Genomic DNA, 21,524 nt, shown 5'->3' on the forward strand with positions numbered 1-21,524 from the left:
TTAAAGTACTCCTGCTTTTAAAAGGTCTTGCATGTTAAGCGCGCCAATGGGGGTGTTGCTTTTGTCGATTACAATCAAACCATTAATACGTTTACGTTCCATAATATTAAGCGCTTCTGCGGCCAGCATATCAGCGTGTGCAGTTGTGCATGAGCGAGTCATTACTTGGCTAATTGCGGTGCTGTGAATATCAACCCGTTGCTCTAAAATACGTCGTAAATCACCATCAGTAAAAAGTCCCGATAGTGTGTTGTCATCACCAACAATTGCAGTCATACCGAGGCCTTTTGCCGACATTTCAATTAATGCATCTTTGATACTTTGCGATTCATTAACAATGGGAGTGGCCTCACCTGCGTGCATAACATCACTAAGACAAAGCAATAAACGTTTTCCTAAGCTTCCGCCTGGGTGAGAAAGTGCAAAATCGTCTGCTGTAAAGCCTCTTGCCTCAAGCAGTGCTACAGCCATTGCATCGCCCATGACTAGCGTTGCCGTTGTGCTGGCTGTTGGCGCAAGGCCCAGTGGGCACGCTTCTTTGCTTACTTTAATACACACATGTACGTCAGAAAGCGTGGCCATTGTTGAGTCTGGGTTGCCTGTTAGCGAAATCATTTTTGCGCCAATGCGCTTAATGACAGGAATAATACTGACAACTTCGCTCGTTTCCCCTGAATTTGAAATGCACATAACCACGTCATCACGGGTAATCATACCAAGGTCACCGTGGCTTGCTTCACCTGGGTGAACAAAAAATGCAGGTGTTCCTGTGCTGGCGAGTGTGGCAGCAATTTTATTACCTACGTGGCCTGACTTGCCCATGCCAATAACGATAATTCGCCCAGTACATTGGAACATTAATTGACAGGCATTATTGAAATGCTGGTCAATGTATTGATCAATTTCTTTTAATGCTTGCGCTTCAATTTCGAGTACGCGCTTGCCTTGCGCGATAAAGCTATGTTGCGTCATTGATTATCCTATTTGGCTGAAAATATAGCCTTGATATGCAATAAATGCGACTAACAAAAAGCCACCTTCAATTCTATTGATACGACGTGCACCTTTTAAGTTCAATGACATGGCAATTAACACAATGGTGGCCGCTATCATAATAAGTGCATCGCGGTTAGCGGCTGATGGGTCGATAACCGATGGATTAATAATACCTGCCAGTGGCAGTACAGCCAGCAAATTAAAAATATTTGAGCCAACAATGTTGCCCAGTGCTAAATCGTCTTCATTTTTTAAGACACCTGCAATACAGGCAGCAAGCTCAGGTAAACTGGTACCAATAGCAATAATTGTTAAACCAATAACCAGATCAGAAAGACCAAAATATTTGGCAATATCAACCGCCGAACCCACTAGAAAGTGTGAGCTAATTGGTAGCAAAATCATGCCGACCACAAGCCATAATACTGCCGAACGCGTGCTGACATTATCGGGCACATCTTCACAGGCTTCACTAACAAAAGGGTCATCTTGATTTTTTGCTCGCAATGAAATGATCACTAATCCGGCAATAAATACGGCAAAAGCAAGTATTAAAGCAATCCCTTCGGCGAATGAAAAATAGTTGTCTGAAAATACATACCACGCGCCAATCGATACGATTAACACAAGTGGCATTTCGCGTTTTAGCGTCATTGAAGAAACAGACAGAGGACGTAATAGGGCCGTGACTCCCAGTACAAGCAGAATGTTGGTAATATTAGAGCCAATAGCGTTTCCGACAGCGGTATCCGTTTTGTTTGCAAGTGCTGCAGATGCCGACACCATCATTTCAGGTGCTGATGACCCCATAGCCACAACCGTTAAACCGATAATTAGGGTGGGGATCCCCATATTTTTTGCCAGCGCGGCTGCCCCATAAACAAAACGATCGGCACTCCAAACGAGTGCTGCAAAACCAATAATTAAAATGACAAAAGAAGTCACCATTGTGATACGCCAATATTACTTAAACAGATGACTGCAAATAGTAACAAAACCGAACCTGAAAGTATAAGTAAAAGAATGAGCTGGCAATGATTAAGGGCGGTGTTGTTACAATCTTAATTTAAGCGGGGGTTAAGCCATACGTTATTAGTCTTAGATTCATTTGATAGTAAATATTACAAAATTTTACGATTTGTTTTTTCCATCTTGACTAAAAAACCCTTAAAATGGCAGAACTAGTGAAAAAAGTTATGGAGAGCGACTTGTCGCAATCAATAGTAGAAATCAAGGATGTAACCTTTTCACGGGGCGATAGAATCATATATAAAAATATGAGTTTTAACATTCCGAAAGGCAAAATAACCGCTATCATGGGACCCAGCGGCATTGGTAAAACCACCATGTTGCGTTTAATTGGCGGTCAACTTAAGCCTGATTCTGGTGACATTTTATTTGAGGGCAACAGTATTCCAAGCATGTCGCGCAAGGAGCTGTACGCTGCCCGAACCAAAATGAGTATGCTGTTTCAAAGCGGCGCTTTATTTACCGATATGTCTGTATTTGACAATATCGCTTTTCCTTTGCGTGAACATACTCAACTTAGTGAAGATCTTATTCGCCTTGTCGTGCTCATGAAATTACAAGCGGTTGGTTTGCGTGGTGCGCAAGACTTAATGCCTTCAGAGTTATCTGGAGGAATGGCACGCCGTGCGGCGTTAGCGCGCTCTATTGCGCTTGACCCCGAACTTATCATGTATGATGAGCCATTCGCTGGCCAAGACCCAATTTCAATGGGGGTGTTGGTTAAATTAATAAAGTCATTAAACCAAGTGTTAGGTTTATCTTCATTAATTGTGACGCACGATGTGACAGAGGTACTCAGTATTGCTGATCATGTCATTATTATTGCCGATCAAGGCGTGATTGGTGAAGGCTCGCCTGAGCAAATGCTAAATCATCAATCAGAGCTTGTTCAGCAGTTCTTAAAAGGGTTGTCGGATGGTCCTGTCCCATTTCATTATCCTGCTCCTGCGTATGAAGAAGAGTTGTTAGGGGTACACCATGCTTGATCTATTACAGAGGTTAGGTCACAAAACGCTAGGGCGTTTTGCTGCGCTTGGTCGCTCTACGCAAATGCTGTTTGGTGCTTTGGTGAGTGTGCCAAACGTTAAAAAAGGCACGCCATTACTGATCCGCCAATTGTATATGGTCGGGTCACAGTCATTACTCATTATCATGGTATCTGGCTTATTTATCGGTATGGTGCTCGCGCTGCAGGGCTTCACCGTATTAGTTGGCTATGGCGCCGAAGACAGTTTAGGTCCCTTAGTGGCGCTGAGTTTGCTTCGTGAGTTAGGGCCTGTTGTCACCGCTTTGTTATTTGCAGGTCGAGCAGGCAGTGCGCTGACCGCTGAAATTGGTTTAATGAAAGCCACAGAACAATTATCAAGCTTAGAAATGATGGCGATAGACCCACTGAAACGCATTATTGCACCGCGTTTTTGGGCGGGTTTTATAAGCATGCCATTGTTGGCTCTTATTTTTTCTGCCGTCGCTATTATTGGGGCGCATTTAGTGGGGGTTGATTGGCTAGGTGTTGACTCAGGTAGTTTCTGGTCGATTATGCAATCACAAGTGTCATTTCAAGAAGACATTGTAAATGGCATGATTAAAAGTTTTGTTTTTGCCATGATTGTGACGTGGATTGCGCTTTACAAAGGCTATGACTGTATTCCTACTTCTGAGGGGATCAGCAAAGCGACAACAGAAACCGTTGTGCACTCGTCACTGGCAGTTTTAGGTTTTGACTTTATTTTAACAGCGGTAATGTTTACCAGCTAATTAGGGTATAAAGATGAATTCACGGAAATTAGAAATTTTAGTTGGCTTTTTTGTAGCCCTTGGTATTGCTGCGTTTGCTTTATTAGCATTTAAAGTGGCTAACGCTGGCATTAGTGGTAACGGTGAAACTTACCAACTGAATGCAAAGTTTGAAAATATTGGCTCTTTAAAAGCCCGTGCCCCAATTAAAGTCGGGGGCGTGGTGATTGGACGTGTTGAGTCTATTTCAATTCACCCAAAAGAGTTTGTGCCAGTGGTTAATATGGCCATTGACGCCAATTATTTATGTAAGTTTTCAGACACAACGTCTATCTCTATCTTAACATCAGGGATTTTGGGTGAGCAGTATTTGGGGATTAATCCTGTTATTGCACCGCAATCTGCTGAACAACGTTGTATGGGTGAAGATGTGACTGTGGATGAGCAAGATGCAGGATTGGATGATTTGTTCGGTGTTGAAAGTAGAGCGCTCGCCGATGGTGACTTTATTACCGATACAAAATCAGCGTTAGTATTAGAAGAGTTGATTGGTCAGTTCTTATTCAACCAGGGTGGTGAATAATTATGTTTAAGAAATTTTTAATCTGTTTGGCTGTGGTATTTGCGTTTAATACACAGGCCGCTGAACCCGCGGTTGATTTAAAAGACCCTTATAAAATGGTGCGTAAAGTGTCTGATAACACTTTTGCAAGAATCACCAACGATCAACCACTAATAGAGAAAGACAAAGAGTATCTTCGTACCATTGTTGAAGAAGAGTTAATGCCCTACATTGATTACAAATACGCGGCATTGCGTGTATTAGGTAATCATGTCTCAAAAGTGCGTGCGATTGAAGATAAAGAAGAAAAAGCCAAAGCGATTAAAGAGCTTCAGCGCTTTATCGATGTATTTCAAAAATATTTGATCGCCACATACGCCGGTGTGTTTACTCAGTACACCAATCAAAGTGTCGAGTTTGCACCTGCGCAGCCGTTTAAAGGCCAAGATGTTGTCGTTGTAAAAACGAAGATTGTTGAACCAGGTAAACCTGATATTAAAATCGATTTTAAAGTACGCGAAGACAGAGATGGAAATTGGCGTGCATACGATATGATTGCTGAAGGCATCAGTTTACTAGATGCTAAGCAAAGCGAAATGCAAGGTATCCTTCGCCAGCAAGGTATTGAGTATGTGAGTGACTTACTTGAGCAAAAGAGCCAGCTTCCTGTTCAGTTTAGAGGCGAAGGTGGTGATGAGTAAAATATCGATTACTCAGCTTGAAGATAACCAGTTTCGAGTCAGTGGTGAACTGACTCGAAATTCAATCGGCCATGAACGCCTTCTTAACGCTAAGCCAGAATCTAAGCATAAAACATGGTATTTTGACCTTTCTGATGTATCGAGGGTTGACACAGCGGGCTTAGCTTGGTTAATTCACTCTTTCGCAGAATTAAAGCAGCAAGGTATTCGCCTTGAACTGCAAAATACACCTGAGCAATTGCAAAAGTTAATGCAGTTGGGGCAGGTCACAAACTTATTTGAGTGAGATTTATGGAAACAAGCCAAGTCGAAACGTTATTACGCGACGAACTAAAATTAGATGAAGTCATTGTTAAAGCAAATGGTAGCCACTATGAAGTGATTGCAGTGGGTGAGTGTTTTGACGGTTTAACTCGCGTTAAAAAACAGCAATTGGTGTATGCCCCGTTAATGTCAACTATCTCAGACGGTACAATTCATGCGGTGTCAATTAAAGCATTCACACCCACTGAATGGAAACGCGAACAAAAATTCATTTTACCTCAATAGTCGTAGGCTCCACTTATGGATCAATTCGTTATTCAAGGTGGTACCTCACTGGCAGGTGAAGTTACTATCTCTGGCGCTAAAAATGCCGCTCTTCCAATTCTTTTTGCTGCGCTTTTAGGGCAGGGTAAAAGTACTTTTAGCAATGTGCCTCGTTTACGCGATATTGGTACCACAGAGGCTTTATTAAAGACCTTAGGTGCTAATGTTGAATGGCAACAAGATACGCTGGTTATCGACGGTGCAACCGTTAATAAAACACTCGCTCCGTATGAGTTAGTAAAGCAAATGCGTGCATCAGTGCTTGCACTTGGCCCGCTTGTGGCACGTTTTGGTGAAGCACAAGTATCGCTGCCTGGCGGCTGTGCGATAGGTGCACGTCCTGTTGATATCCATATCCAAGGCCTTGAGCGTATGGGGGCGGTTATCAAAGTAGAAAACGGCTACATTAACGCCAAAGTAGACGGTCGTTTGAAAGGTGCTGAAATTTTCATGGAAATGGTAAGTGTAGGGGCCACAGAAAATTTATTGATGGCAGCGACACTGGCTGATGGCAAAACGGTGCTTGAGAATGCAGCACGTGAGCCTGAAATCACGGACCTTGCTAACTGTTTAATTGCCATGGGGGCAAAGATAACCGGAGCCGGTACGAGCCGAATTGAAGTTGAAGGTGTCGAATCACTGTCAGGCTGCGAGTACAGTATTTTACCTGACCGTATCGAAACGGGCACTTTTTTGGTTGCTGCTGCGATGGCCGGTGGTGAAGTGCTTTGTAAAAACACCGATCACCATAGCCTTGACCCTGTTATTGAGAAACTGCGTGCGACAAATGCATTCGTAGAAGTAACCGATAACAGTATTTACTTAGATATGCGTGGCCGTGAATTAAAAGCAGTGAATATTAAGACCATGCCACATCCTGGCTTCCCAACAGACATGCAAGCACAATTTACCGCGCTTAATGTCGTAGCGAAGGGCAGTGCAACAATTACCGAAACGATATTTGAAAATCGTTTTATGCATGTCCCTGAGTTACAGCGTATGGGAGCCAATATCCGCTTAGAGGGCAACACGGCGATTTGTGGTGATACCGAAAGGTTATCGGGTGCACAAGTGATGGCAACGGATTTACGTGCGTCAGCCAGTCTTATACTGACGGGGATTGTGGCACAAGGTGAAACAATCGTTGATAGGATCTATCACGTTGACCGTGGTTATCAACGCATAGAAGATAAGCTCAGTGCATTGGGTGCTAATATTAAGCGTCGTTCGAGTTAAGAACAGCACTGCTTGTTTAAAAAAGGCCTATATTATATAGGCCTTTTTTATTGCTATAACTTGGTTTCGAGTTCTGCGACGGTGACCATTATTTTTAGAATCTTGCCATCACGGTACAGCTCAAATTCAATTTCTTTACCCGGCTCTGTATTGCCTATTTTCTCAAGCACTTGCTGTGGGTTTGCAACCGATAATCCGGCAATTTTAATGACAATATCTTGCTCTTTTATACCCGCTTGCCATGCAGGACCAAGGGGATCTAGGTTATTTATACGCATACCCGTTACTGGAGTGTAGCTGTCGCTTACATCTTTTCCGGTGCTGTCCACAGCGGTTCCAGTAAAGCCTAGATAACCACGGACGACACGGCCATGTTTAATTAGCTTTTCCATAATATCTTTTGCAAGAGAGTAGGGAACAGCAAAGAAGATACCTTGAATATCTAAGTTTTCACGGGTTTTAAATTGCGCAGATGTGATACCCACAAGGTCGCCTCGTGAGTTAACTAATGCTCCCCCTGAGTTCCCCACATTTATGGCCGCATCCATTTGTAATAGGTTATTGTAGGGGCTGTCGGTGATCTTTTGTTTGCCGGTTGCGCTAATAATCCCTTGGGTAATTGTTTGACCTAAATTGAGTGGGTTACCAATTGCGAGCACAACATCGCCTACTCGGGGCTTGAAGTTATCGTTGACGGGGATCACAGGTAAATGATCAGAATTTATTTTTAGGAGGGCTAAATCAGTTATGGTATCAAAACCAATTAGTTGAACGTCGTAAAAGCGACGGCCATCGGTTAAGATCACAATAATTTGGTCCGCATTATTGATTACATGGTAATTGGTTAATATGTAGCCATCTTGCGACATGATCACGCCAGATCCTAACTCTTGAATCGTGTTTTGACGTTTGTATCGCGGTTGGTTTGAAATGCTCTCAGAAAAGATGGTCACCACCGAAGGAGCGGCTCTTTGCACAGCGCTAGAAAAGCTCATATGCTCAGACGACATCGCGGCTGGTAAGTTTACATTAGGAAAAAGTGCGCTGCGTAAACTGGGGCTAAATAACACCACCAAAAAAGCAATCCCTAATCCGGTAAAAAGTGGTGGAAGAATAAATTTAAATAGTTTTAGCACAATATTCTTATTATCAGTGAGCAATCCCCTAATGATGGCACAAAAAAAATAACAGCGGCAAGCACCGCTGTTATTTTTTCATGATTTATCAATTAAGTTTACTGGATCAGAACAAAAACAAGCTCTCTGCCGCGTTTCACACCGAGTACGATGTTACCTTGCGTGTTTTCGATAATTTTATTCATGTCACGAATATTCTCAACACGTTGGCGGTTCACTTGCATGATCACGTCACCTTCTTCTAAGCCCACACGTGCGGCAGGTGAACGTGCTTCTACTGAGGCAACTTCAACACCTTTCCCATCGCTCTTTTGCGTGTTTTCAAGCGTTGCGCCTTGGAATGCAGGGTGTGTTTCTTCACCTGCTGAAACAGAAGTCGCGGCGCCATCAAGTGTGACATTTACTATTTTCACTTTGCCATCACGATAGATACCGAGCTTCACTTTTTTGCCTTCACCTAGGGTCGCAATTTTACTGCGTAGTTCGTGGAAGCCACTGATCTCAGTACCATCAACACTAATAATAACATCTCCGGCTTTTATGCCCGCTTTACTCGCTGCGGTGTCATCCATTACCTGCATGACATAGGCACCTTGCTTAACATCAAGCTTTTGCGCTTTTGCAAGCCCTGCATCCAACGGACGGCCTGAAATACCGAGTGAGCCGCGGCGTACTTCACCGTGTTCAATAATTTGATCAACAAGGTTTTTCATCATTGTTGATGGAATGGCAAAGCCAATTCCCACGTTACCGCCAGAGGCACCTAAAATTGCGGTGTTAATACCGATTAACTCGCCGTTTAGATTAACAAGCGCGCCTCCCGAGTTACCTTGATTAATCGCAGCATCGGTTTGGATGAAATCTTCATAGCCCTCTATATTTAGACCACTGCGGCCAAGGGCACTTACGATCCCAGAGGTTACAGTGTGGCTTAAACCAAACGGGTTACCAATCGCGACAGCAAAATCACCGACGCGAAGCTTATCTGAATCTGCAATTTTTAAAGCGGTTAAATCCTCAGCATCGATTTGTAACAAGGCAATATCAGACTCTTTGTCACTGCCAATTTTTGTTGCTTCATACTCACGGCCATCTTCAAGCGTGACCACCATTTTTTCGGCATCTTCAACAACGTGATTATTGGTCACTACATAACCTTCATCGGCATCGATAATCACACCAGAACCAAGACCACTAAATTGACGCTTTTGACTGCCCCCACGCGGCACACCAAAAAAGTCATCGAAAGGGGTTGCTCTACGGCGGACTTCTTTAGACCCTGATACTTGAATACTCACGACGCCTGGGGTGATCTGTTCAAGCATTGGTGCGAGCGTTGGCAGTTGTTGACCATTGACAGCCACCGGAAGTTTGGCCATTGAAATACCAGGGGTTAACAATAAGCTAGTAGATAAAATAGCGGCACTAATAACAGATAATTTCATTTTCATAGTCTGGGTTTACTCCACTTCAGAGATAAAGCAAAAACTAAAAAGGGCTGCATAAGCAGCCCTTTTCTTCGTTTAGATATAAAGCTGTTATATCTAAAGACTATGGGGTCAAAAAAAAGTTCATCAAGAGGCTTTAGAATGTTCTGAAACTTTATTTGAACCAGCAAATAGACCTGTTTCACCTACTACATAGTCGGCTGGCTGCGCTTCTGCGTTTGAGCGATCGCTTTGGCGGTCTTGTAATGAATGTTGTAATTGCTCCGTGGTTTCTTTTGAAAAAAACGGCTCATTAGGGTGCTGCTTTTTATCTGTTAGGAGTAACTTATTTGTTTCTTCAACATGATTGAGCAATTGATCGTAGTTGTCTTTCATTTTTGAAACCAGTTTGCCAGTGCTGGCAAGGTGATCGGCAACGTCTTGACGATATTGTTCAAGTGCATTGTTGGCTTGTTCTACTTGATGCTCTAGCTCGTCTTGTTTAAATTGCTTTTTGGTTACAAATGCACCAATAAAGAATGCTGCGATTGCAACGATGATTAAAATACCTACCCAGGTAATTGTGCCCATAAATCCACCCCTTTGGGAAAAATAACTAAAACTTATGCCTTAAAAGCATTTATAGTCCAATCTTTATTAAAATATGCTTAATTTGATTGTGAAATCATACTGCGGGCTAATATACCCTGAGATACGATGCGTGTTAATATACTGTGCAAATTTAACTGTGTTTTATTGTAACGACCTATGACTCCTTGGCAGAAATACCAACAAGATTTACAACGTGAAGACTTCGTACATGATGCAGCGCAAGAAAATGCGGTTCGTCATTTGCAAAGACTCTATGATGACTTAACTGCTGACAAGCCAGCCGCCAAGGGATGGTTTGCCAAGCTCTTTTCTAAAGATAGCACGCCAGCTATAAAAGGGCTTTATTTTTGGGGCGGTGTTGGTAGAGGTAAGACCTATTTGGTTGATACATTTTACGAAGCACTGCCTACTGAGCGTAAAATGCGTGTGCACTTTCACCGGTTTATGCACCGTGTACATGATGAGCTTAAAAAGTTAAAAAACACCAGTAATCCACTGAACGTCGTTGCTGATATCTTTAAGTCGGAGACAGATATTATTTGTTTCGATGAGTTTTTTGTACAAGATATCACGGATGCAATGTTGCTAGGCGGCCTGATGGAAGCCTTGTTCGAGCGCGGTATTGTGCTTGTGGCAACGTCGAATATTGTTCCGGATGAGCTATATAGAAATGGCTTGCAGCGTGCGCGATTCTTACCAGCAATTGAATTAGTAAAAGCAAATACTGAAATAGTAAATGTTGATTCAGGGGTTGATTACCGTTTACGGACCTTAGAGCAGGCCGAAATTTTTCATAGTCCGCTCGATGCGCAAGCAGACGCAAACTTATTTGAATACTTTGATAAGCTTTCACCTGAGCCTGGCATTTTAGATACCGCTATTGAAATAGAAGGGCGCATGATAAAAACCCGTAAAGTGTCTGATTGTATCGTGATGTTTGATTTTAGCGAGTTGTGTGAAACAGCCCGTAGTCAGGTCGACTATATGGAGATCAGCCGTTTATACAACACCGTCATACTCTCGAATGTAAAAGCATTAGGACAAGCAAATGACGATGCCGCACGTCGTTTTATTGCATTGGTTGATGAGTTTTACGAGCGCAATGTGACGCTTATTATTTCTGCAGAAAAACCGATCACTGAACTTTACAGTGAAGGTAACTTAAACTTTGAATTTAAGCGCTGTATTAGCCGATTACAAGAAATGCAGTCGCTCGAATATTTAGCGCGAGAGCATTTAGCATAGTCATTGTTGAGTTGTTTTTTGTGAGTTTTCAGAAATTAGCCACTTGAGATGACGCTTTCTTTATAAATAAGTTGATAAAAAAGCCATCGCTCACATTAAGTGCGTAAATATTATTTCTGATTTCTGATTTCTGATTTCTGATTTCTGATTTCTGATTTCTGATTTCTGATTTCTTAGAATAAAAAACAACCATCATCTAGCAATGTGGTTTAAGTGCTGGTATACTCCCGCGTCTGCCACGTTGCGTTCTATTGCCAGATATTAGTTTAGCCTCTAATTGATGGCGCAAAGTCTTAAACTCGAAGGGGTTAAAGCATTCAACTTAGAGCGGTAATTAAAAATAATTACCTGTGGTTTTAAATTAAAAAACATTGGATTTTAATAAATGAAAACGTTTGTTGCTAAGCCAGAAACAGTAAAACGTGACTGGTACGTAGTTGACGCTGAAGGTAAAACTTTAGGTCGCATCGCTACTGAAATCGCTCGTCGCCTACGCGGTAAGCATAAAGCTGAGTACACTCCTCACGTAGATACTGGTGATTACATCATCGTTATCAACGCAGAGAAAGTTACTGTTACTGGTAATAAAGCAAAAGACAAAATGTACCACTCACATACTGGTTTCCCAGGTGGTCTTAAGTCTACTACTTTCGACAAGCTTCAAGCTGCAAAGCCTGAAATGATCATCGAAAAAGCTGTTAAAGGCATGTTGCCACGTGGTCCTTTAGGCCGCGCTATGTACCGTAAACTTAAAGTTTACGCGGGTACTGAGCACAACCATGCTGCACAACAGCCTCAGGTTCTAGACATTTAAGGAGCACTATCATGGCAAATCAATACTACGGTACAGGTCGTCGTAAAAGTTCAAGTGCTCGCGTATTCTTACGCCCAGGCACTGGTAACATCGTAATTAACAAGCGCTCTCTAGAAGAGTACTTCGGTCGTGAAACTGCTCGCATGGTTGTTCGTCAAGCATTAGAGCACGTTGAAATGACTGAAAAGTTTGACTTACACATCACTGTTTCAGGTGGTGGTACTACTGGTCAAGCTGGTGCTATCCGTCACGGTATCACTCGTGCACTTATGGAGTTTGACGAGTCATTACGTCCTACACTTCGTAAAGCAGGCTTCGTTACTCGTGATGCGCGTAAAGTTGAACGTAAGAAAGTGGGTCTTAAGAAAGCTCGTAAGCGTCCACAATTCTCAAAACGTTAATATTTACGTTTATCAGAATTTCAAAAACCCAGCTTCGGCTGGGTTTTTTGTTTTTAGCTATTTCTTCTAGAAATTAGACGTTAGAAATTAGAAGTTAGAAATTAGAAGTTAGAAATTAGAAGTTAGAAATTAGAAGTTAGAAATTAGAAGTTAGAAGTTAGAAGTTAGAAGTTAGAAGTTAGAAGTTAGAAGTTAGAAGTTAGAAGTTAGAAGTTAGAAATTAGACGTTAGAAATTAGACGTTAGATCACACACATAAAAAGCGTGTTTGAGGTTAAAGTAATTTATTTTGTTCTAACCACTAACCACTAACCACTAACCACTAACCACTAACCACTAACCACTAACCACTAACCACTAAATTTACGATTACTGATGTGAATAGGGATCAAACAGAGAAAGTTGTAACCTGCGTATGGTCCGTTTTTTTCGTTCGATATTTAACCGGTCTTGGCAATTCCTTCGTATTACATTAAAAAAACTTCACGATTTCGCAAAATAAGCTCAAATCCATCAGTTAATTGATGAATTTTTTTGCTACAATTGGGGGGCAAGTAATGTGAGTGAGTTCAACAACAGCTAATGCAGATTTCTGTTTCCTCTTAGTGAGGTTGATCTTGGTCAGTATATTGTTTTTTATATGCGTTATCATAACCAACGGCTTCATACTCGAGCTTACCCAAATTAATAATTCATTAAATGGGGTTTATTCGAGCATGGGACTGTGAATAACCTTGTTTTAATCAAGGGTTTTAATTATGATCGCGTCTATTTTAAAATTTCTAAAAATTAACCTGCTGTAACTGATGTTCTCAATATGGCAAGTGTTGGGAATCATAGTGGAGATAAGTGGATGAGCAATGCGCCTGTAGACAATGGCCGACGTCGCTTTTTAACCATAGCTACCTCTGTTGTTGGTGGTGTTGGTGCGGCTGGGGCTGCTGTTCCTTTTATTGCGTCTTGGAATCCAAGTGAGCGAGCTAAATCTGCGGGTGCGCCTGTAGAAGTAGATATCAGCAAGCTTGAGCCAGGACAATTAATTCGTGTTGAGTGGCGAGGAAAACCTGTTTGGGTTATCAATCGTACACCAAAAATGCTTGAGCAGATGAAAGCTCACGAGGGGCAACTTCGTGATCCAGCGTCTGAAGAGCCTCAACAACCTGAATCATCAACGAACGAATACCGTTCGCAACGTCCAGAAATTTTCGTTGCTGTTGGTATTTGTACGCACTTAGGTTGTTCACCAAGCTTCTTACAAGGTGGCTTTGGTGAGAAAGTTGAAGGCACAGATGATGGTTTCTTCTGTCCGTGTCACGGTTCTAAATTTGATATGGCGGGTCGTGTATTCCAATCTGTACCTGCACCATTGAATCTAGAGATTCCTCCGTATACCTTCCTTGATGACACGACTATTTTAGTCGGTGAAGAAAAAGGAGCGGCGTAATGTTTGGTAAAATTATTGGTTGGATCGACGATCGTATTCCAATGACTCGTGTTTGGAACATGCACATTGCACAGTATCCAGCACCTAAAAACTTTAACTTCTGGTACTTCTTTGGCTCATTAGCTATGTTAGTGCTTGTTAACCAGATCGTAACAGGCATTTGGTTAACAATGAACTTTGTACCATCAGCTGAAGGTGCATTCGCATCAGTAGAATACATCATGCGTGATGTTGAATACGGTTGGTTACTTCGTTACCTACACTCGACAGGTGCATCAGCGTTCTTTATCGTTGTTTATCTGCACATGTTCCGTGGCATGATCTACGGTTCTTACCAAAAACCACGTGAGTTACTGTGGTTGTTCGGTATGTTCATCTTCTTAGCGCTAATGGCTGAAGCTTTCATGGGTTACTTACTACCTTGGGGACAAATGTCGTTCTGGGGTGCGCAGGTAATCATTTCACTGTTCGGTGCGATTCCGGTTATTGGTGATGATTTAACGCTTTGGATCCGTGGTGACTACGTAATTTCGGGTGCGACGCTTAACCGCTTCTTTGCACTACACGTAATCGCGCTTCCTTTAGTTATCGTTATCTTAGTGTTCTTACACATTGTTGCGTTACACGAAGTGGGTTCAAACAACCCAGACGGTGTTGAAATTAAGCGTAAGAAAGGCTCTGTGGCTGAAGAAGATAAGCCTAAATTTAAATTCCACGAGTATTACACCAACAAGAAAGACATTGTTGATGCAATTCCGTTCCACCCTTACTACACAGTTAAAGATATTGTGGGTGTGGTTGGTTTCTTAATCTTATTCTGTTGGGTTGTATTCTTTATGCCTGCGATGAATGGTTTCTTCTTAGAAGCGCCAAACTTCGAAGCAGCGAACCCACTGAAAACACCTGAGCACATTTTCCCTGTTTGGTACTTCACGCCATTCTATGCGATTCTGCGCGCTATCCCAGATAAACTAATTGGTGTTATCGCGATGGGTGCATCTATCGTAGTGCTTGCGTTACTACCTTGGATTGACCGTGGTTCGGTTCGTTCTATTCGTTATCGTTGTGGCTTACACAAGTTAAACATTGCTCAATTCGTGGTAACGTTTGTTATCTTAGGTTGGGTTGGTGCAACACCACAAACTGATTTCAAAACGCTGTTATCGCAAATCACGACTGTGACATACTTTATGTTCTTCGTATTGTTATTTGTTTACAGCAAGAACGAGAAAACTAAGCCATTACCAACGAGGTTGACGAAATGATGAAAAAGCTAATTATCGGTTTATTCGCATTGTTGCCAACGTTGACGATGGCAGCAGGTCCTTCGGTTCCTTTAATGGACGCGAACATTGACCTAAAAGACAATGCGTCTTTGCAACGTGGTGCTAAATTGTTCATGAACTACTGTCTTGGTTGTCACCAAATGCAGTATCAACGTTATGAGCGTACGTTCCGCGATATCGGTATTCCTACTGAAATTGGTCAAGAGCAACTTATTTTTGACGGTTCAAAAGTAGGTAGCCACATCAAGAATGCAATTGCGAAAGATGACGCAGCTAAATGGTTTGGCGCAGCGCCACCGGACTTAACGCTTGTAGCGCGAGTTCGTGGTACTGACTGGATCTATACGTATCTGAAGTCATTTTATAAAGATGAATCTCGCCCGTTTGGTGTAAACAACATTGTTTTCCCATCGGTAGGTATGCCGCACGTTCTTCAAGAACTACAAGGTTTACCGACACCTATCACTGAAGAAGTCGAGGAACATGGTCACACAGTGACTAAGGTTGTTGGCACTGAAACAGATGGTACAGGTGAAATGAGTGACGACGAGTACGATCGTGCTGCTCGTGACTTAACTAACTTCTTAGCTTACGTAGGCGAACCGTCACGTTTAGAGTCAGAAGCGTTAGGTCTTAAGGTAATTGGTTTCTTAGTGATTCTATTTATCTTGGCATTCATGCTGAAGAAAGAATACTGGAGAGATGTTCACTAATTCTGGACGTTTTGAAAGGTAATTTTGTGATAGGGGCTTAAGCCCCTATTGCTGTTTTTGTAATATAATGGAGGTAGGCATGGCCGTAGCTGCCAATAAGCGCCCTGTAATGACCCTGTTTTCTGGTGCTAACTGTATGTATAGCCATCAAGTACGCATTGTACTTGCTGAAAAAGGTGTAAGTGTTGACATTCACCTGGCTGAAAAGGATAACCTGCCAGAAGCACTTCATGAAATTAACCCTTACGGTACAGTACCCACACTGATCGATCGTGAGCTTGGTTTATATCAGGCAAACATCATCATGGAATACCTTGATGAACGTTTTCCTCATCCTCCACTAATGCCTGTTTATCCGGTTATGCGTGGCCGTAGTCGCTTAATGATGCACCGTATTGATACTGATTGGTACAGCTTAGCGAATAAAATCACAAGCGGTAGCAGTGAAGCAGCACAAGCACGTAAAGAGCTAACTGAAGCATTACTTGCAATTGCACCAATCTTCTCTGAAGCGCCTTATTTCATGAGCGAAGAATTCAGCTTAGTTGATTGTTATTTAGCACCGCTATTATGGCGTTTACCTGAACTGGGCATTGAGCTTTCAGGTTCGGGAGCTAAAGAACTTAAAGAATACATGCTGCGTTTATTTGAGCGTGAATCTTTCCAAGCTTCATTGACTGAAGCAGAGCGTGAGATCCGTTTATAATGACGCCAAATCGTCCTTATTTACTACGCGCTTTCTTTGATTGGATTGTTGATAATCAGTGTACACCGCACCTTGTTGTGAACGCTGATTTTCCTGCTGTACAAGTACCAACGCAATTTGTTCAAGACGGTCAAATTGTCTTAAACATTAGCCCATCGGCAGTTACAAACTTTGCTATGGATAACCAACAGCTAAGCTTTAATGCGCGCTTTGGTGGTCAACCAATGCAAGTGTATGTGCCTATGGGGGCTGTGCTCGCAATTTATGCACGTGAGAATGGTGAAGGGACTGTATTTACTGCAGAAGAATTCATCGAGGACGAAGAAGAGTTTGCTCCGGTATTAGAAAGTGTTGAAACGCCTGACGATATTTCGCCAGATGATGAGCCACCTGCTAAGCCTGAGAAAAAGAAGGGTGCTCACTTACGAGTGATCAAGTAGTCTTTTCAAATGCTCAAAAAAACCCGCTTAAATGCGGGTTTTTTATTAATGACTATTGAGTGATTAACTATAAATACTCAAACACCTTAATGACACGTTCTACACCTGAGATGTTACGGGCAACATCAACCGCTAAATTAGCCTCTGTATCGCTCACTAAGCCCATTAAAAATACCTCGCCATTCTCTGTGACAACTTTAATGTTATTGGCACTGATGTTCTCTGCGGTAATAAGCTGCGTTTTAACTTTTGAGGTTAACCACGAATCGTGAGTTTGCGTACTCATGCCTATATTTGAGCTGATGCGAATTTGATTATGAATTTTACGAATACCGTCAACACCTTCGATTGCTCGTTGCGCTTCGTCTTTCATTTCTTGGTTGGCGACTTGGCCTATCATCAGCACAATGCCATTAACGCTAACAACATTTACATTCGCGTATTTATGTATGCGCTCGTTTTCACTCAGTGCGATAGAGCTTTTTATTTCGATATTATTATCGTCAATTTGCGAGCCAATAGTACGACGGTCATTGGCCGCAGTGACAGCACCTGCGGTACCAGCAACAACTGCAGCTGCACAGCCTTGCAGCAATAAAATGGTACCAAGTACAATAAGAGACTGTTTAAACATTAATTTTCTTCCTGTGGGAATAAGGTTAAATCGATAAGCTCGCTCAGGCAGTGCAAGTTCACTAAATGAGATTCAACAATGCGGCTAGGGCGTTTTGATGGCACGCGGATTTCAACATCGTTAGGGCCAAGCAAGCCAACTAATTCACCCCCATCGTCACCTACTAACACAATCACTTTCATATCGCGAGTTAAGGCCGCTTCTACGGCAGAAATTATTTGCTTTTCATTACCATTGACGGCGATAGCTAGCAGTAAGTCACCTTGTTGTGCGAAAGCACGGATTTGCCTTGCAAAGGTTTCGTGATCATCAATATTGTTGTTGGGACCTAAGTTAACTTGCTCCTGTGCCAAGGCTACTGCAGGTAAACACGGACGCTCAGTTTCGTAAAAGTTAATTAATAAACCAGCCATATGTTGTGCAAGCATATGGCAACTCGCGGTACCACAGCATAACAATTTATTACCATTGATAAGGCTTTGTGCAATGGTAAATGCCGCTGATTCAAGGGCGCTTGGGAGCACCTCGCCAGCCGCAATTTGAACTTGAATATTCTCGGTAAAAATCTTTTTTATTGTATCTTGCATAACCTACCAATTAAGCCGACGCCAAGAGGCGTTAGTACACATTTTTAAACCAGTTTATTTCGCTATTTAGTTCACCTGTTATGGCAACATAATCAATTCGCATAGCCTGATTTGATAATTTATTTTCAGCAAGGTAATGGGCGATCGTTCGTCTAAGCCGTTGCTGTTTTTGCTTACTAAGCGCGTAATTTGCACCACCGCGAAGTTTGTTTTTTCTAAATTTCACTTCAACAAACACCAAGGTTTGCCCTTCGCGCATAATGAGATCAAGCTCACCATATTGGCATAAATAATTACGCCCAATGGCTGTTAGGCCATATTGCTTTAAATACTGCTCAGCCTGTTGTTCATAGTACAGGCCTTTTTCGCGGCTATTGTGCCACAATTGTTTAAACCACGACATGCTTTCATCCTTGTGCTGTCGTTACTTAATCAGCCGAATTGATCCCTGTTGCCGATTGCATAAATAACGGAATCGGTTGCTCTGTTGCTAATTCAACGGCAATGATTTGTTTGTTTTTGTACTGCGCCCAATCTAACGTACGGGTAACATACCCATTCGTTTCAATACTTAATTCGCCACTGATGCCAGCAAAACGTTTTCCTTGAATCATACTTAGTTGCTTAACATCACCTAATAGGCTGGTTGCATCATATGCCATGGCAAATAAGCGCTGACTTATATCTGTATTTTCAGGCCATAAGCGTTCGTATTGCTGACGCAAGTTATGCTGCTTTATCTGACCGTCAAGCATCCAAGGTAGTTCAGTAAAATACAGCCCTTCTAGATCACCTTTATCGGTACTGTCTATTTGTTTGCTATGGCTTTTAGAGCTTGCGTATAGCGGAATACGATCTGCGAAAGTACTTACATTAACATCTAAGTACGGTTTGATGAGGCGAGTTTCAGTTGCATCACCTAAAATATAAATAACATCAATATCGCTACGTGAGCGAGTTTCACTTTCGACTTCTTGCTTAAAGAGCGACTTAACCACTTGGATCCGCTCTTTACTTTGGTCCACTTCTAACAAGCCCGTGATAGTTTTTGGCATGTCATCTTTACCTGCGTAAAAACCAACTTGTGGTTTCACTTCACTGTAACGTTGCCATTGTTGGTTAAAGTACTCAACGAGGCGCTGGCCGTTACTGTTGTTTGGAGCAAGTAGCATTGGCTTTTGGTAACCAGCGGTTAAAAAGCGCTCTAACGCTTGTTGTATTTCGTGTTCAGGGCTTAATGCAAAGAAAAAATGCTGCTGTGAGATACGCTCACCCTCAAAACTATTAAGATGCATAACAGGGTAATCAATCAGCGTTTGTGCTGTGCTTAGCTTTTCAATATTACTTTTAAGCAATGGGCCAATCACAAAGTCAGCTTTAAATTCACTGAGTTTTAAGCTGATTTCAGCGGCAGAAAGTGATTCATCAATAAACAGTGTTTGTTCAAGTGGGTGAGTATCAAGTGCGGCAAGTACACCCGCTTTTAATGCGTCGCCTAAGCGTTCGTTAGCGCCTGATAGTGGAATAAGCACCGCTAAACGATTGACATTAAGAGGCTCAACTTGCACAAGCTCAGTGACTTTCTTAGGTAAAATCTCTGCGGCAGGGTGACCTGGATAGCGTCGCATCCAGTTATTCATCGCTTGATGCAATTCAACCGGCGCCCCTAAATACACTTGGTGATAAAGCGCCAGATTAACCCAACCTTGTTGTACCACTGAGCCGCGATTAAAGCGCTCAAGTGCATACGAAGATAGTTGAGTAAGGCTTGCCCATAAGTCTTTATTTAAATCAGCAACCGTGAAATTATTCTCGTTGCTAATGGTTGATGCTGCAAAGTAATAAGGCATTGCTTGTTTAGGCATGCCTTGTGATGCATAAACGCGGGCCGTTAAATATTGATGCCATGCTTTATGCTCTGGCAAAGTGAGTTGTGATTCGAGCAACTGTAATTGCTCTAATGCGCGATCACTTTTACCTTGTTTCTCTTGTGCTAAAGCGATGTAAAGCTTGTTTTGAATTTGATCCACGCTTGGTGTGCTTTCGAGCTCAAAACAGATTGTTTCAAGCAGTGACCAGCGCTGCTCAGTAATTGCTGCATCGCGAGCGGTGTAAAGTAATTGAATTTTATCGGCACCTTGGCGATTTAACGCTGCTTGGTACATTGATTGCGCATCGGTTAGTTGTGATAGGGCTGTGTTTGCTTGCCCCGACTGATTTTCTGCCGTATTTGATGGTTTTTCGGTTGTGCTACAAGCCGATAACCCCGACAATACAATTAATAGACTAACAAGTTTAAGTCGCACAATGATTTCCCAATACGTTAACGCGATTTGCTTATATTACTGACTGACGCAGGAGACCTCAATGTTAAATGAGGAGAATTCAGATAAAATCGGCACTCTTTACATTGTAGCCACACCAATTGGCAACTTTGATGACATCAGCCAGCGTGCCATACAAACCCTATCTGAGGTTGACTTAATAGCCGCTGAAGATACTCGTCACACAGGAAAGTTGCTAAGCCACTTTAATATCAAAGCAAAAACCTTTGCTTTGCATGATCACAATGAAAAACAAAAAGCCCAGCAAATCGTCGATTGGCTAGAGCAAGGAATGAATATCGCGTTGGTTTCAGATGCAGGCACGCCACTGATCAGTGACCCGGGTTATGCCGTGGTAAACTTGTGTCGTGAGCAAGGTGCACATGTTACACCTGTACCTGGTGCATGTGCAGCCATTACGGCAGTGTGTTGTTCAGGTTTGCCGACCGACCGTTTTCAGTTTATCGGTTTTACACCCGCGAAAAGTAAAGCCAGACAAACTTTTTTTATTGAGGCTGTTAATTCAGGTATCACGAGCATTATGTACGAAAGTACCCACCGCATCATGGCAAGCCTTGATGATTTAGAAGCCGCATTAGGCTCAGACCAACCGGTGGTATTTGCCAAAGAATTGACCAAAACATTCGAAACTTTTTTCAATGGCAGCGTTGCTGAGCTAAAGCAGTTTTTAACGAATGATCCAACAAAGCAGCGCGGCGAAATAGTATTAATGCTGCCGGGTAAAGCGAAGCAAAGCGATGATATCCCAGAAGATGCCCGCCGTATGCTTGGCTTACTCGAAGCCGAAATGCCACTTAAAAAAGCCTGTGGCGTGGTTGCAGAGTATTTCGGTTTAAAGAAAAACGCGCTTTATAAAGCAATTATTGACGAAAAAGACTAATTCTTT

The 21,524-nt window shown here is 42.4% G+C and carries 25 protein-coding genes; 16 read left to right on the plus strand and 9 right to left on the minus strand.

Translation table 11 applies throughout. The features are described from left to right. Both GZH31_RS02210 and GZH31_RS02215 read right to left on the minus strand, forming a co-directional pair. Positions 1-972 (minus strand): KpsF/GutQ family sugar-phosphate isomerase, encoded by a 972-nt coding sequence (locus GZH31_RS02210; protein ID WP_036971306.1) that lies wholly within the window; start codon positions 970-972, stop codon positions 1-3. A gap of 3 nt (positions 973-975) precedes the next feature. After that, positions 976-1,944: a calcium/sodium antiporter gene (locus tag GZH31_RS02215; protein ID WP_036971303.1), complete on the minus strand. Its 969-nt coding sequence runs from the start codon at positions 1,942-1,944 to the stop codon at positions 976-978. Between the two features lie 248 nt (positions 1,945-2,192). On the opposite strand from GZH31_RS02215, the gene GZH31_RS02220 reads away from it, so the two are divergent. Genes GZH31_RS02220 through murA form a run of 7 tightly spaced genes read left to right on the plus strand, consistent with a single transcriptional unit; the run spans position 2,193 to position 6,849 of the window. Continuing rightward, positions 2,193-3,011: an ATP-binding cassette domain-containing protein gene (locus GZH31_RS02220; RefSeq protein WP_074989679.1), complete on the plus strand. Its 819-nt coding sequence runs from the start codon at positions 2,193-2,195 to the stop codon at positions 3,009-3,011. After that, the gene (gene mlaE / locus GZH31_RS02225) at positions 3,004-3,783 is read left to right on the plus strand and encodes a lipid asymmetry maintenance ABC transporter permease subunit MlaE (protein ID WP_065978179.1); all 780 of its coding nucleotides are present in this window, start codon (positions 3,004-3,006) and stop codon (positions 3,781-3,783) included. Before GZH31_RS02220 ends, mlaE begins: the two co-directional genes overlap by 8 nt. Before the next feature lie 13 nt (positions 3,784-3,796). Beyond that, positions 3,797-4,345 carry an outer membrane lipid asymmetry maintenance protein MlaD gene (mlaD, locus tag GZH31_RS02230; protein WP_036971296.1) on the plus strand — a complete coding sequence of 183 codons (549 nt, stop codon included), beginning with the start codon at positions 3,797-3,799 and terminating at the stop codon, positions 4,343-4,345. Between the two features lie 2 nt (positions 4,346-4,347). Next, positions 4,348-5,025 (plus strand): phospholipid-binding protein MlaC, encoded by a 678-nt coding sequence (locus tag GZH31_RS02235; RefSeq protein WP_036971294.1) that lies wholly within the window; start codon positions 4,348-4,350, stop codon positions 5,023-5,025. After that, positions 5,018-5,311: a lipid asymmetry maintenance protein MlaB gene (locus GZH31_RS02240; protein WP_036971292.1), complete on the plus strand. Its 294-nt coding sequence runs from the start codon at positions 5,018-5,020 to the stop codon at positions 5,309-5,311. The genes GZH31_RS02235 and GZH31_RS02240 overlap by 8 nt, the downstream gene beginning before the upstream one ends. 5 nt (positions 5,312-5,316) lie before the next feature. Beyond that, a complete protein-coding gene (locus tag GZH31_RS02245) occupies positions 5,317-5,574 on the plus strand; it encodes a BolA family protein (RefSeq protein ID WP_065978178.1) in 258 nt (85 codons plus the stop codon). Between the two features lie 15 nt (positions 5,575-5,589). Continuing rightward, on the plus strand, positions 5,590-6,849 hold the full coding sequence (gene murA, locus GZH31_RS02250; protein WP_036971287.1) for a UDP-N-acetylglucosamine 1-carboxyvinyltransferase: 1,260 nt from the start codon (positions 5,590-5,592) through the stop codon (positions 6,847-6,849). A 53-nt stretch (positions 6,850-6,902) separates the two neighbouring features. Here the strand turns inward: murA and GZH31_RS02255 are convergent, their stop codons facing one another. The 3 genes from GZH31_RS02255 to GZH31_RS02265 all read right to left on the minus strand — a co-directional run bounded on the left by GZH31_RS02255 (position 6,903) and on the right by GZH31_RS02265 (position 10,003). Beyond that, a complete protein-coding gene (locus GZH31_RS02255; protein ID WP_036971284.1) occupies positions 6,903-7,985 on the minus strand; it encodes a trypsin-like peptidase domain-containing protein in 1,083 nt (360 codons plus the stop codon). Positions 7,986-8,083: 98 nt separating this feature from the next. Then, positions 8,084-9,436, minus strand: coding sequence for a Do family serine endopeptidase (locus GZH31_RS02260; protein ID WP_036971282.1), 1,353 nt, complete (start codon positions 9,434-9,436; stop codon positions 8,084-8,086). Between the two features lie 123 nt (positions 9,437-9,559). Continuing rightward, positions 9,560-10,003, minus strand: a complete 444-nt coding sequence (locus tag GZH31_RS02265) for a YhcB family protein (protein WP_036971279.1) — start codon at positions 10,001-10,003, stop codon at positions 9,560-9,562. Positions 10,004-10,180: 177 nt separating this feature from the next. Here GZH31_RS02265 and zapE point away from each other — a divergent pair, with 177 nt between their 5' ends. The 8 genes from zapE to GZH31_RS02305 all read left to right on the plus strand — a co-directional run bounded on the left by zapE (position 10,181) and on the right by GZH31_RS02305 (position 17,072). After that, positions 10,181-11,269 (plus strand): cell division protein ZapE, encoded by a 1,089-nt coding sequence (gene zapE / locus GZH31_RS02270; protein WP_036971276.1) that lies wholly within the window; start codon positions 10,181-10,183, stop codon positions 11,267-11,269. A 385-nt stretch (positions 11,270-11,654) separates the two neighbouring features. Further along, entirely contained in the window at positions 11,655-12,083 is a 429-nt protein-coding gene (gene rplM / locus GZH31_RS02275) for a 50S ribosomal protein L13 (RefSeq protein WP_036971273.1), read from the plus strand. 8 nt (positions 12,084-12,091) lie between these two features. Next, positions 12,092-12,484 (plus strand): 30S ribosomal protein S9, encoded by a 393-nt coding sequence (gene rpsI / locus GZH31_RS02280; protein WP_095209788.1) that lies wholly within the window; start codon positions 12,092-12,094, stop codon positions 12,482-12,484. An 852-nt stretch (positions 12,485-13,336) separates the two neighbouring features. After that, positions 13,337-13,927, plus strand: coding sequence for a ubiquinol-cytochrome c reductase iron-sulfur subunit (gene petA, locus GZH31_RS02285; RefSeq protein WP_036971266.1), 591 nt, complete (start codon positions 13,337-13,339; stop codon positions 13,925-13,927). After that, positions 13,927-15,192 (plus strand): cytochrome b N-terminal domain-containing protein, encoded by a 1,266-nt coding sequence (locus tag GZH31_RS02290; protein WP_036971263.1) that lies wholly within the window; start codon positions 13,927-13,929, stop codon positions 15,190-15,192. Before petA ends, GZH31_RS02290 begins: the two co-directional genes overlap by 1 nt. Further along, entirely contained in the window at positions 15,189-15,926 is a 738-nt protein-coding gene (locus GZH31_RS02295) for a cytochrome c1 (protein WP_036971260.1), read from the plus strand. Before GZH31_RS02290 ends, GZH31_RS02295 begins: the two co-directional genes overlap by 4 nt. A gap of 79 nt (positions 15,927-16,005) precedes the next feature. Further along, positions 16,006-16,632, plus strand: a complete 627-nt coding sequence (gene sspA / locus GZH31_RS02300; RefSeq protein ID WP_036971257.1) for a stringent starvation protein SspA — start codon at positions 16,006-16,008, stop codon at positions 16,630-16,632. Next, positions 16,632-17,072 carry a ClpXP protease specificity-enhancing factor gene (locus GZH31_RS02305; RefSeq protein WP_036971255.1) on the plus strand — a complete coding sequence of 147 codons (441 nt, stop codon included), beginning with the start codon at positions 16,632-16,634 and terminating at the stop codon, positions 17,070-17,072. The genes sspA and GZH31_RS02305 overlap by 1 nt, the downstream gene beginning before the upstream one ends. Before the next feature lie 67 nt (positions 17,073-17,139). Here GZH31_RS02305 and dolP read toward each other — a convergent pair whose 3' ends face one another. From dolP to GZH31_RS02325, 4 genes are read right to left on the minus strand one after another with little or no spacing between them, the layout of a single operon-like run. After that, complete coding sequence (gene dolP, locus GZH31_RS02310) at positions 17,140-17,706, minus strand: division/outer membrane stress-associated lipid-binding lipoprotein (protein WP_036971254.1); 567 nt, start codon at positions 17,704-17,706, stop codon at positions 17,140-17,142. Then, positions 17,706-18,293, minus strand: coding sequence for an SIS domain-containing protein (locus GZH31_RS02315; RefSeq protein WP_036971252.1), 588 nt, complete (start codon positions 18,291-18,293; stop codon positions 17,706-17,708). The genes dolP and GZH31_RS02315 overlap by 1 nt, the downstream gene beginning before the upstream one ends. Before the next feature lie 31 nt (positions 18,294-18,324). Beyond that, positions 18,325-18,696 (minus strand): YraN family protein, encoded by a 372-nt coding sequence (locus GZH31_RS02320; protein ID WP_075594473.1) that lies wholly within the window; start codon positions 18,694-18,696, stop codon positions 18,325-18,327. Between the two features lie 25 nt (positions 18,697-18,721). Next, on the minus strand, positions 18,722-20,599 hold the full coding sequence (locus GZH31_RS02325; protein WP_065978175.1) for a penicillin-binding protein activator: 1,878 nt from the start codon (positions 20,597-20,599) through the stop codon (positions 18,722-18,724). A 61-nt stretch (positions 20,600-20,660) separates the two neighbouring features. Here GZH31_RS02325 and rsmI point away from each other — a divergent pair, with 61 nt between their 5' ends. Continuing rightward, positions 20,661-21,518: a 16S rRNA (cytidine(1402)-2'-O)-methyltransferase gene (gene rsmI, locus GZH31_RS02330; RefSeq protein WP_036971244.1), complete on the plus strand. Its 858-nt coding sequence runs from the start codon at positions 20,661-20,663 to the stop codon at positions 21,516-21,518. The last annotated feature ends 6 nt before the right edge of the window (positions 21,519-21,524 follow it).

This window comes from Pseudoalteromonas sp. JSTW (assembly GCF_013423925.1).
GTDB lineage: Bacteria > Pseudomonadota > Gammaproteobacteria > Enterobacterales > Alteromonadaceae > Pseudoalteromonas > Pseudoalteromonas lipolytica.

Excerpts from the sequence above, each read along its gene's own strand:
- GZH31_RS02265 (WP_036971279.1), bottom strand. The coding sequence starts at position 10,003 with ATGGGCACAATTACCTGGGTAGGTATTTTAATCATCGTTGCAATCGCA.
- dolP (WP_036971254.1), bottom strand. The coding sequence starts at position 17,706 with ATGTTTAAACAGTCTCTTATTGTACTTGGTACCATTTTATTGCTGCAA.
- GZH31_RS02260 (WP_036971282.1), bottom strand. The coding sequence starts at position 9,436 with ATGAAAATGAAATTATCTGTTATTAGTGCCGCTATTTTATCTACTAGC.
- GZH31_RS02290 (WP_036971263.1), top strand. The coding sequence starts at position 13,927 with ATGTTTGGTAAAATTATTGGTTGGATCGACGATCGTATTCCAATGACT.
- GZH31_RS02315 (WP_036971252.1), bottom strand. The coding sequence starts at position 18,293 with ATGCAAGATACAATAAAAAAGATTTTTACCGAGAATATTCAAGTTCAA.
- GZH31_RS02240 (WP_036971292.1), top strand. The coding sequence starts at position 5,018 with ATGAGTAAAATATCGATTACTCAGCTTGAAGATAACCAGTTTCGAGTC.
- petA (WP_036971266.1), top strand. The coding sequence starts at position 13,337 with ATGAGCAATGCGCCTGTAGACAATGGCCGACGTCGCTTTTTAACCATA.
- GZH31_RS02235 (WP_036971294.1), top strand. The coding sequence starts at position 4,348 with ATGTTTAAGAAATTTTTAATCTGTTTGGCTGTGGTATTTGCGTTTAAT.
- GZH31_RS02215 (WP_036971303.1), bottom strand. The coding sequence starts at position 1,944 with ATGGTGACTTCTTTTGTCATTTTAATTATTGGTTTTGCAGCACTCGTT.
- GZH31_RS02305 (WP_036971255.1), top strand. The coding sequence starts at position 16,632 with ATGACGCCAAATCGTCCTTATTTACTACGCGCTTTCTTTGATTGGATT.
- GZH31_RS02295 (WP_036971260.1), top strand. The coding sequence starts at position 15,189 with ATGATGAAAAAGCTAATTATCGGTTTATTCGCATTGTTGCCAACGTTG.
- sspA (WP_036971257.1), top strand. The coding sequence starts at position 16,006 with ATGGCCGTAGCTGCCAATAAGCGCCCTGTAATGACCCTGTTTTCTGGT.
- zapE (WP_036971276.1), top strand. The coding sequence starts at position 10,181 with ATGACTCCTTGGCAGAAATACCAACAAGATTTACAACGTGAAGACTTC.
- GZH31_RS02320 (WP_075594473.1), bottom strand. The coding sequence starts at position 18,696 with ATGTCGTGGTTTAAACAATTGTGGCACAATAGCCGCGAAAAAGGCCTG.
- GZH31_RS02220 (WP_074989679.1), top strand. The coding sequence starts at position 2,193 with ATGGAGAGCGACTTGTCGCAATCAATAGTAGAAATCAAGGATGTAACC.
- murA (WP_036971287.1), top strand. The coding sequence starts at position 5,590 with ATGGATCAATTCGTTATTCAAGGTGGTACCTCACTGGCAGGTGAAGTT.
- rsmI (WP_036971244.1), top strand. The coding sequence starts at position 20,661 with ATGTTAAATGAGGAGAATTCAGATAAAATCGGCACTCTTTACATTGTA.
- mlaE (WP_065978179.1), top strand. The coding sequence starts at position 3,004 with ATGCTTGATCTATTACAGAGGTTAGGTCACAAAACGCTAGGGCGTTTT.
- GZH31_RS02245 (WP_065978178.1), top strand. The coding sequence starts at position 5,317 with ATGGAAACAAGCCAAGTCGAAACGTTATTACGCGACGAACTAAAATTA.
- rplM (WP_036971273.1), top strand. The coding sequence starts at position 11,655 with ATGAAAACGTTTGTTGCTAAGCCAGAAACAGTAAAACGTGACTGGTAC.
- mlaD (WP_036971296.1), top strand. The coding sequence starts at position 3,797 with ATGAATTCACGGAAATTAGAAATTTTAGTTGGCTTTTTTGTAGCCCTT.
- GZH31_RS02210 (WP_036971306.1), bottom strand. The coding sequence starts at position 972 with ATGACGCAACATAGCTTTATCGCGCAAGGCAAGCGCGTACTCGAAATT.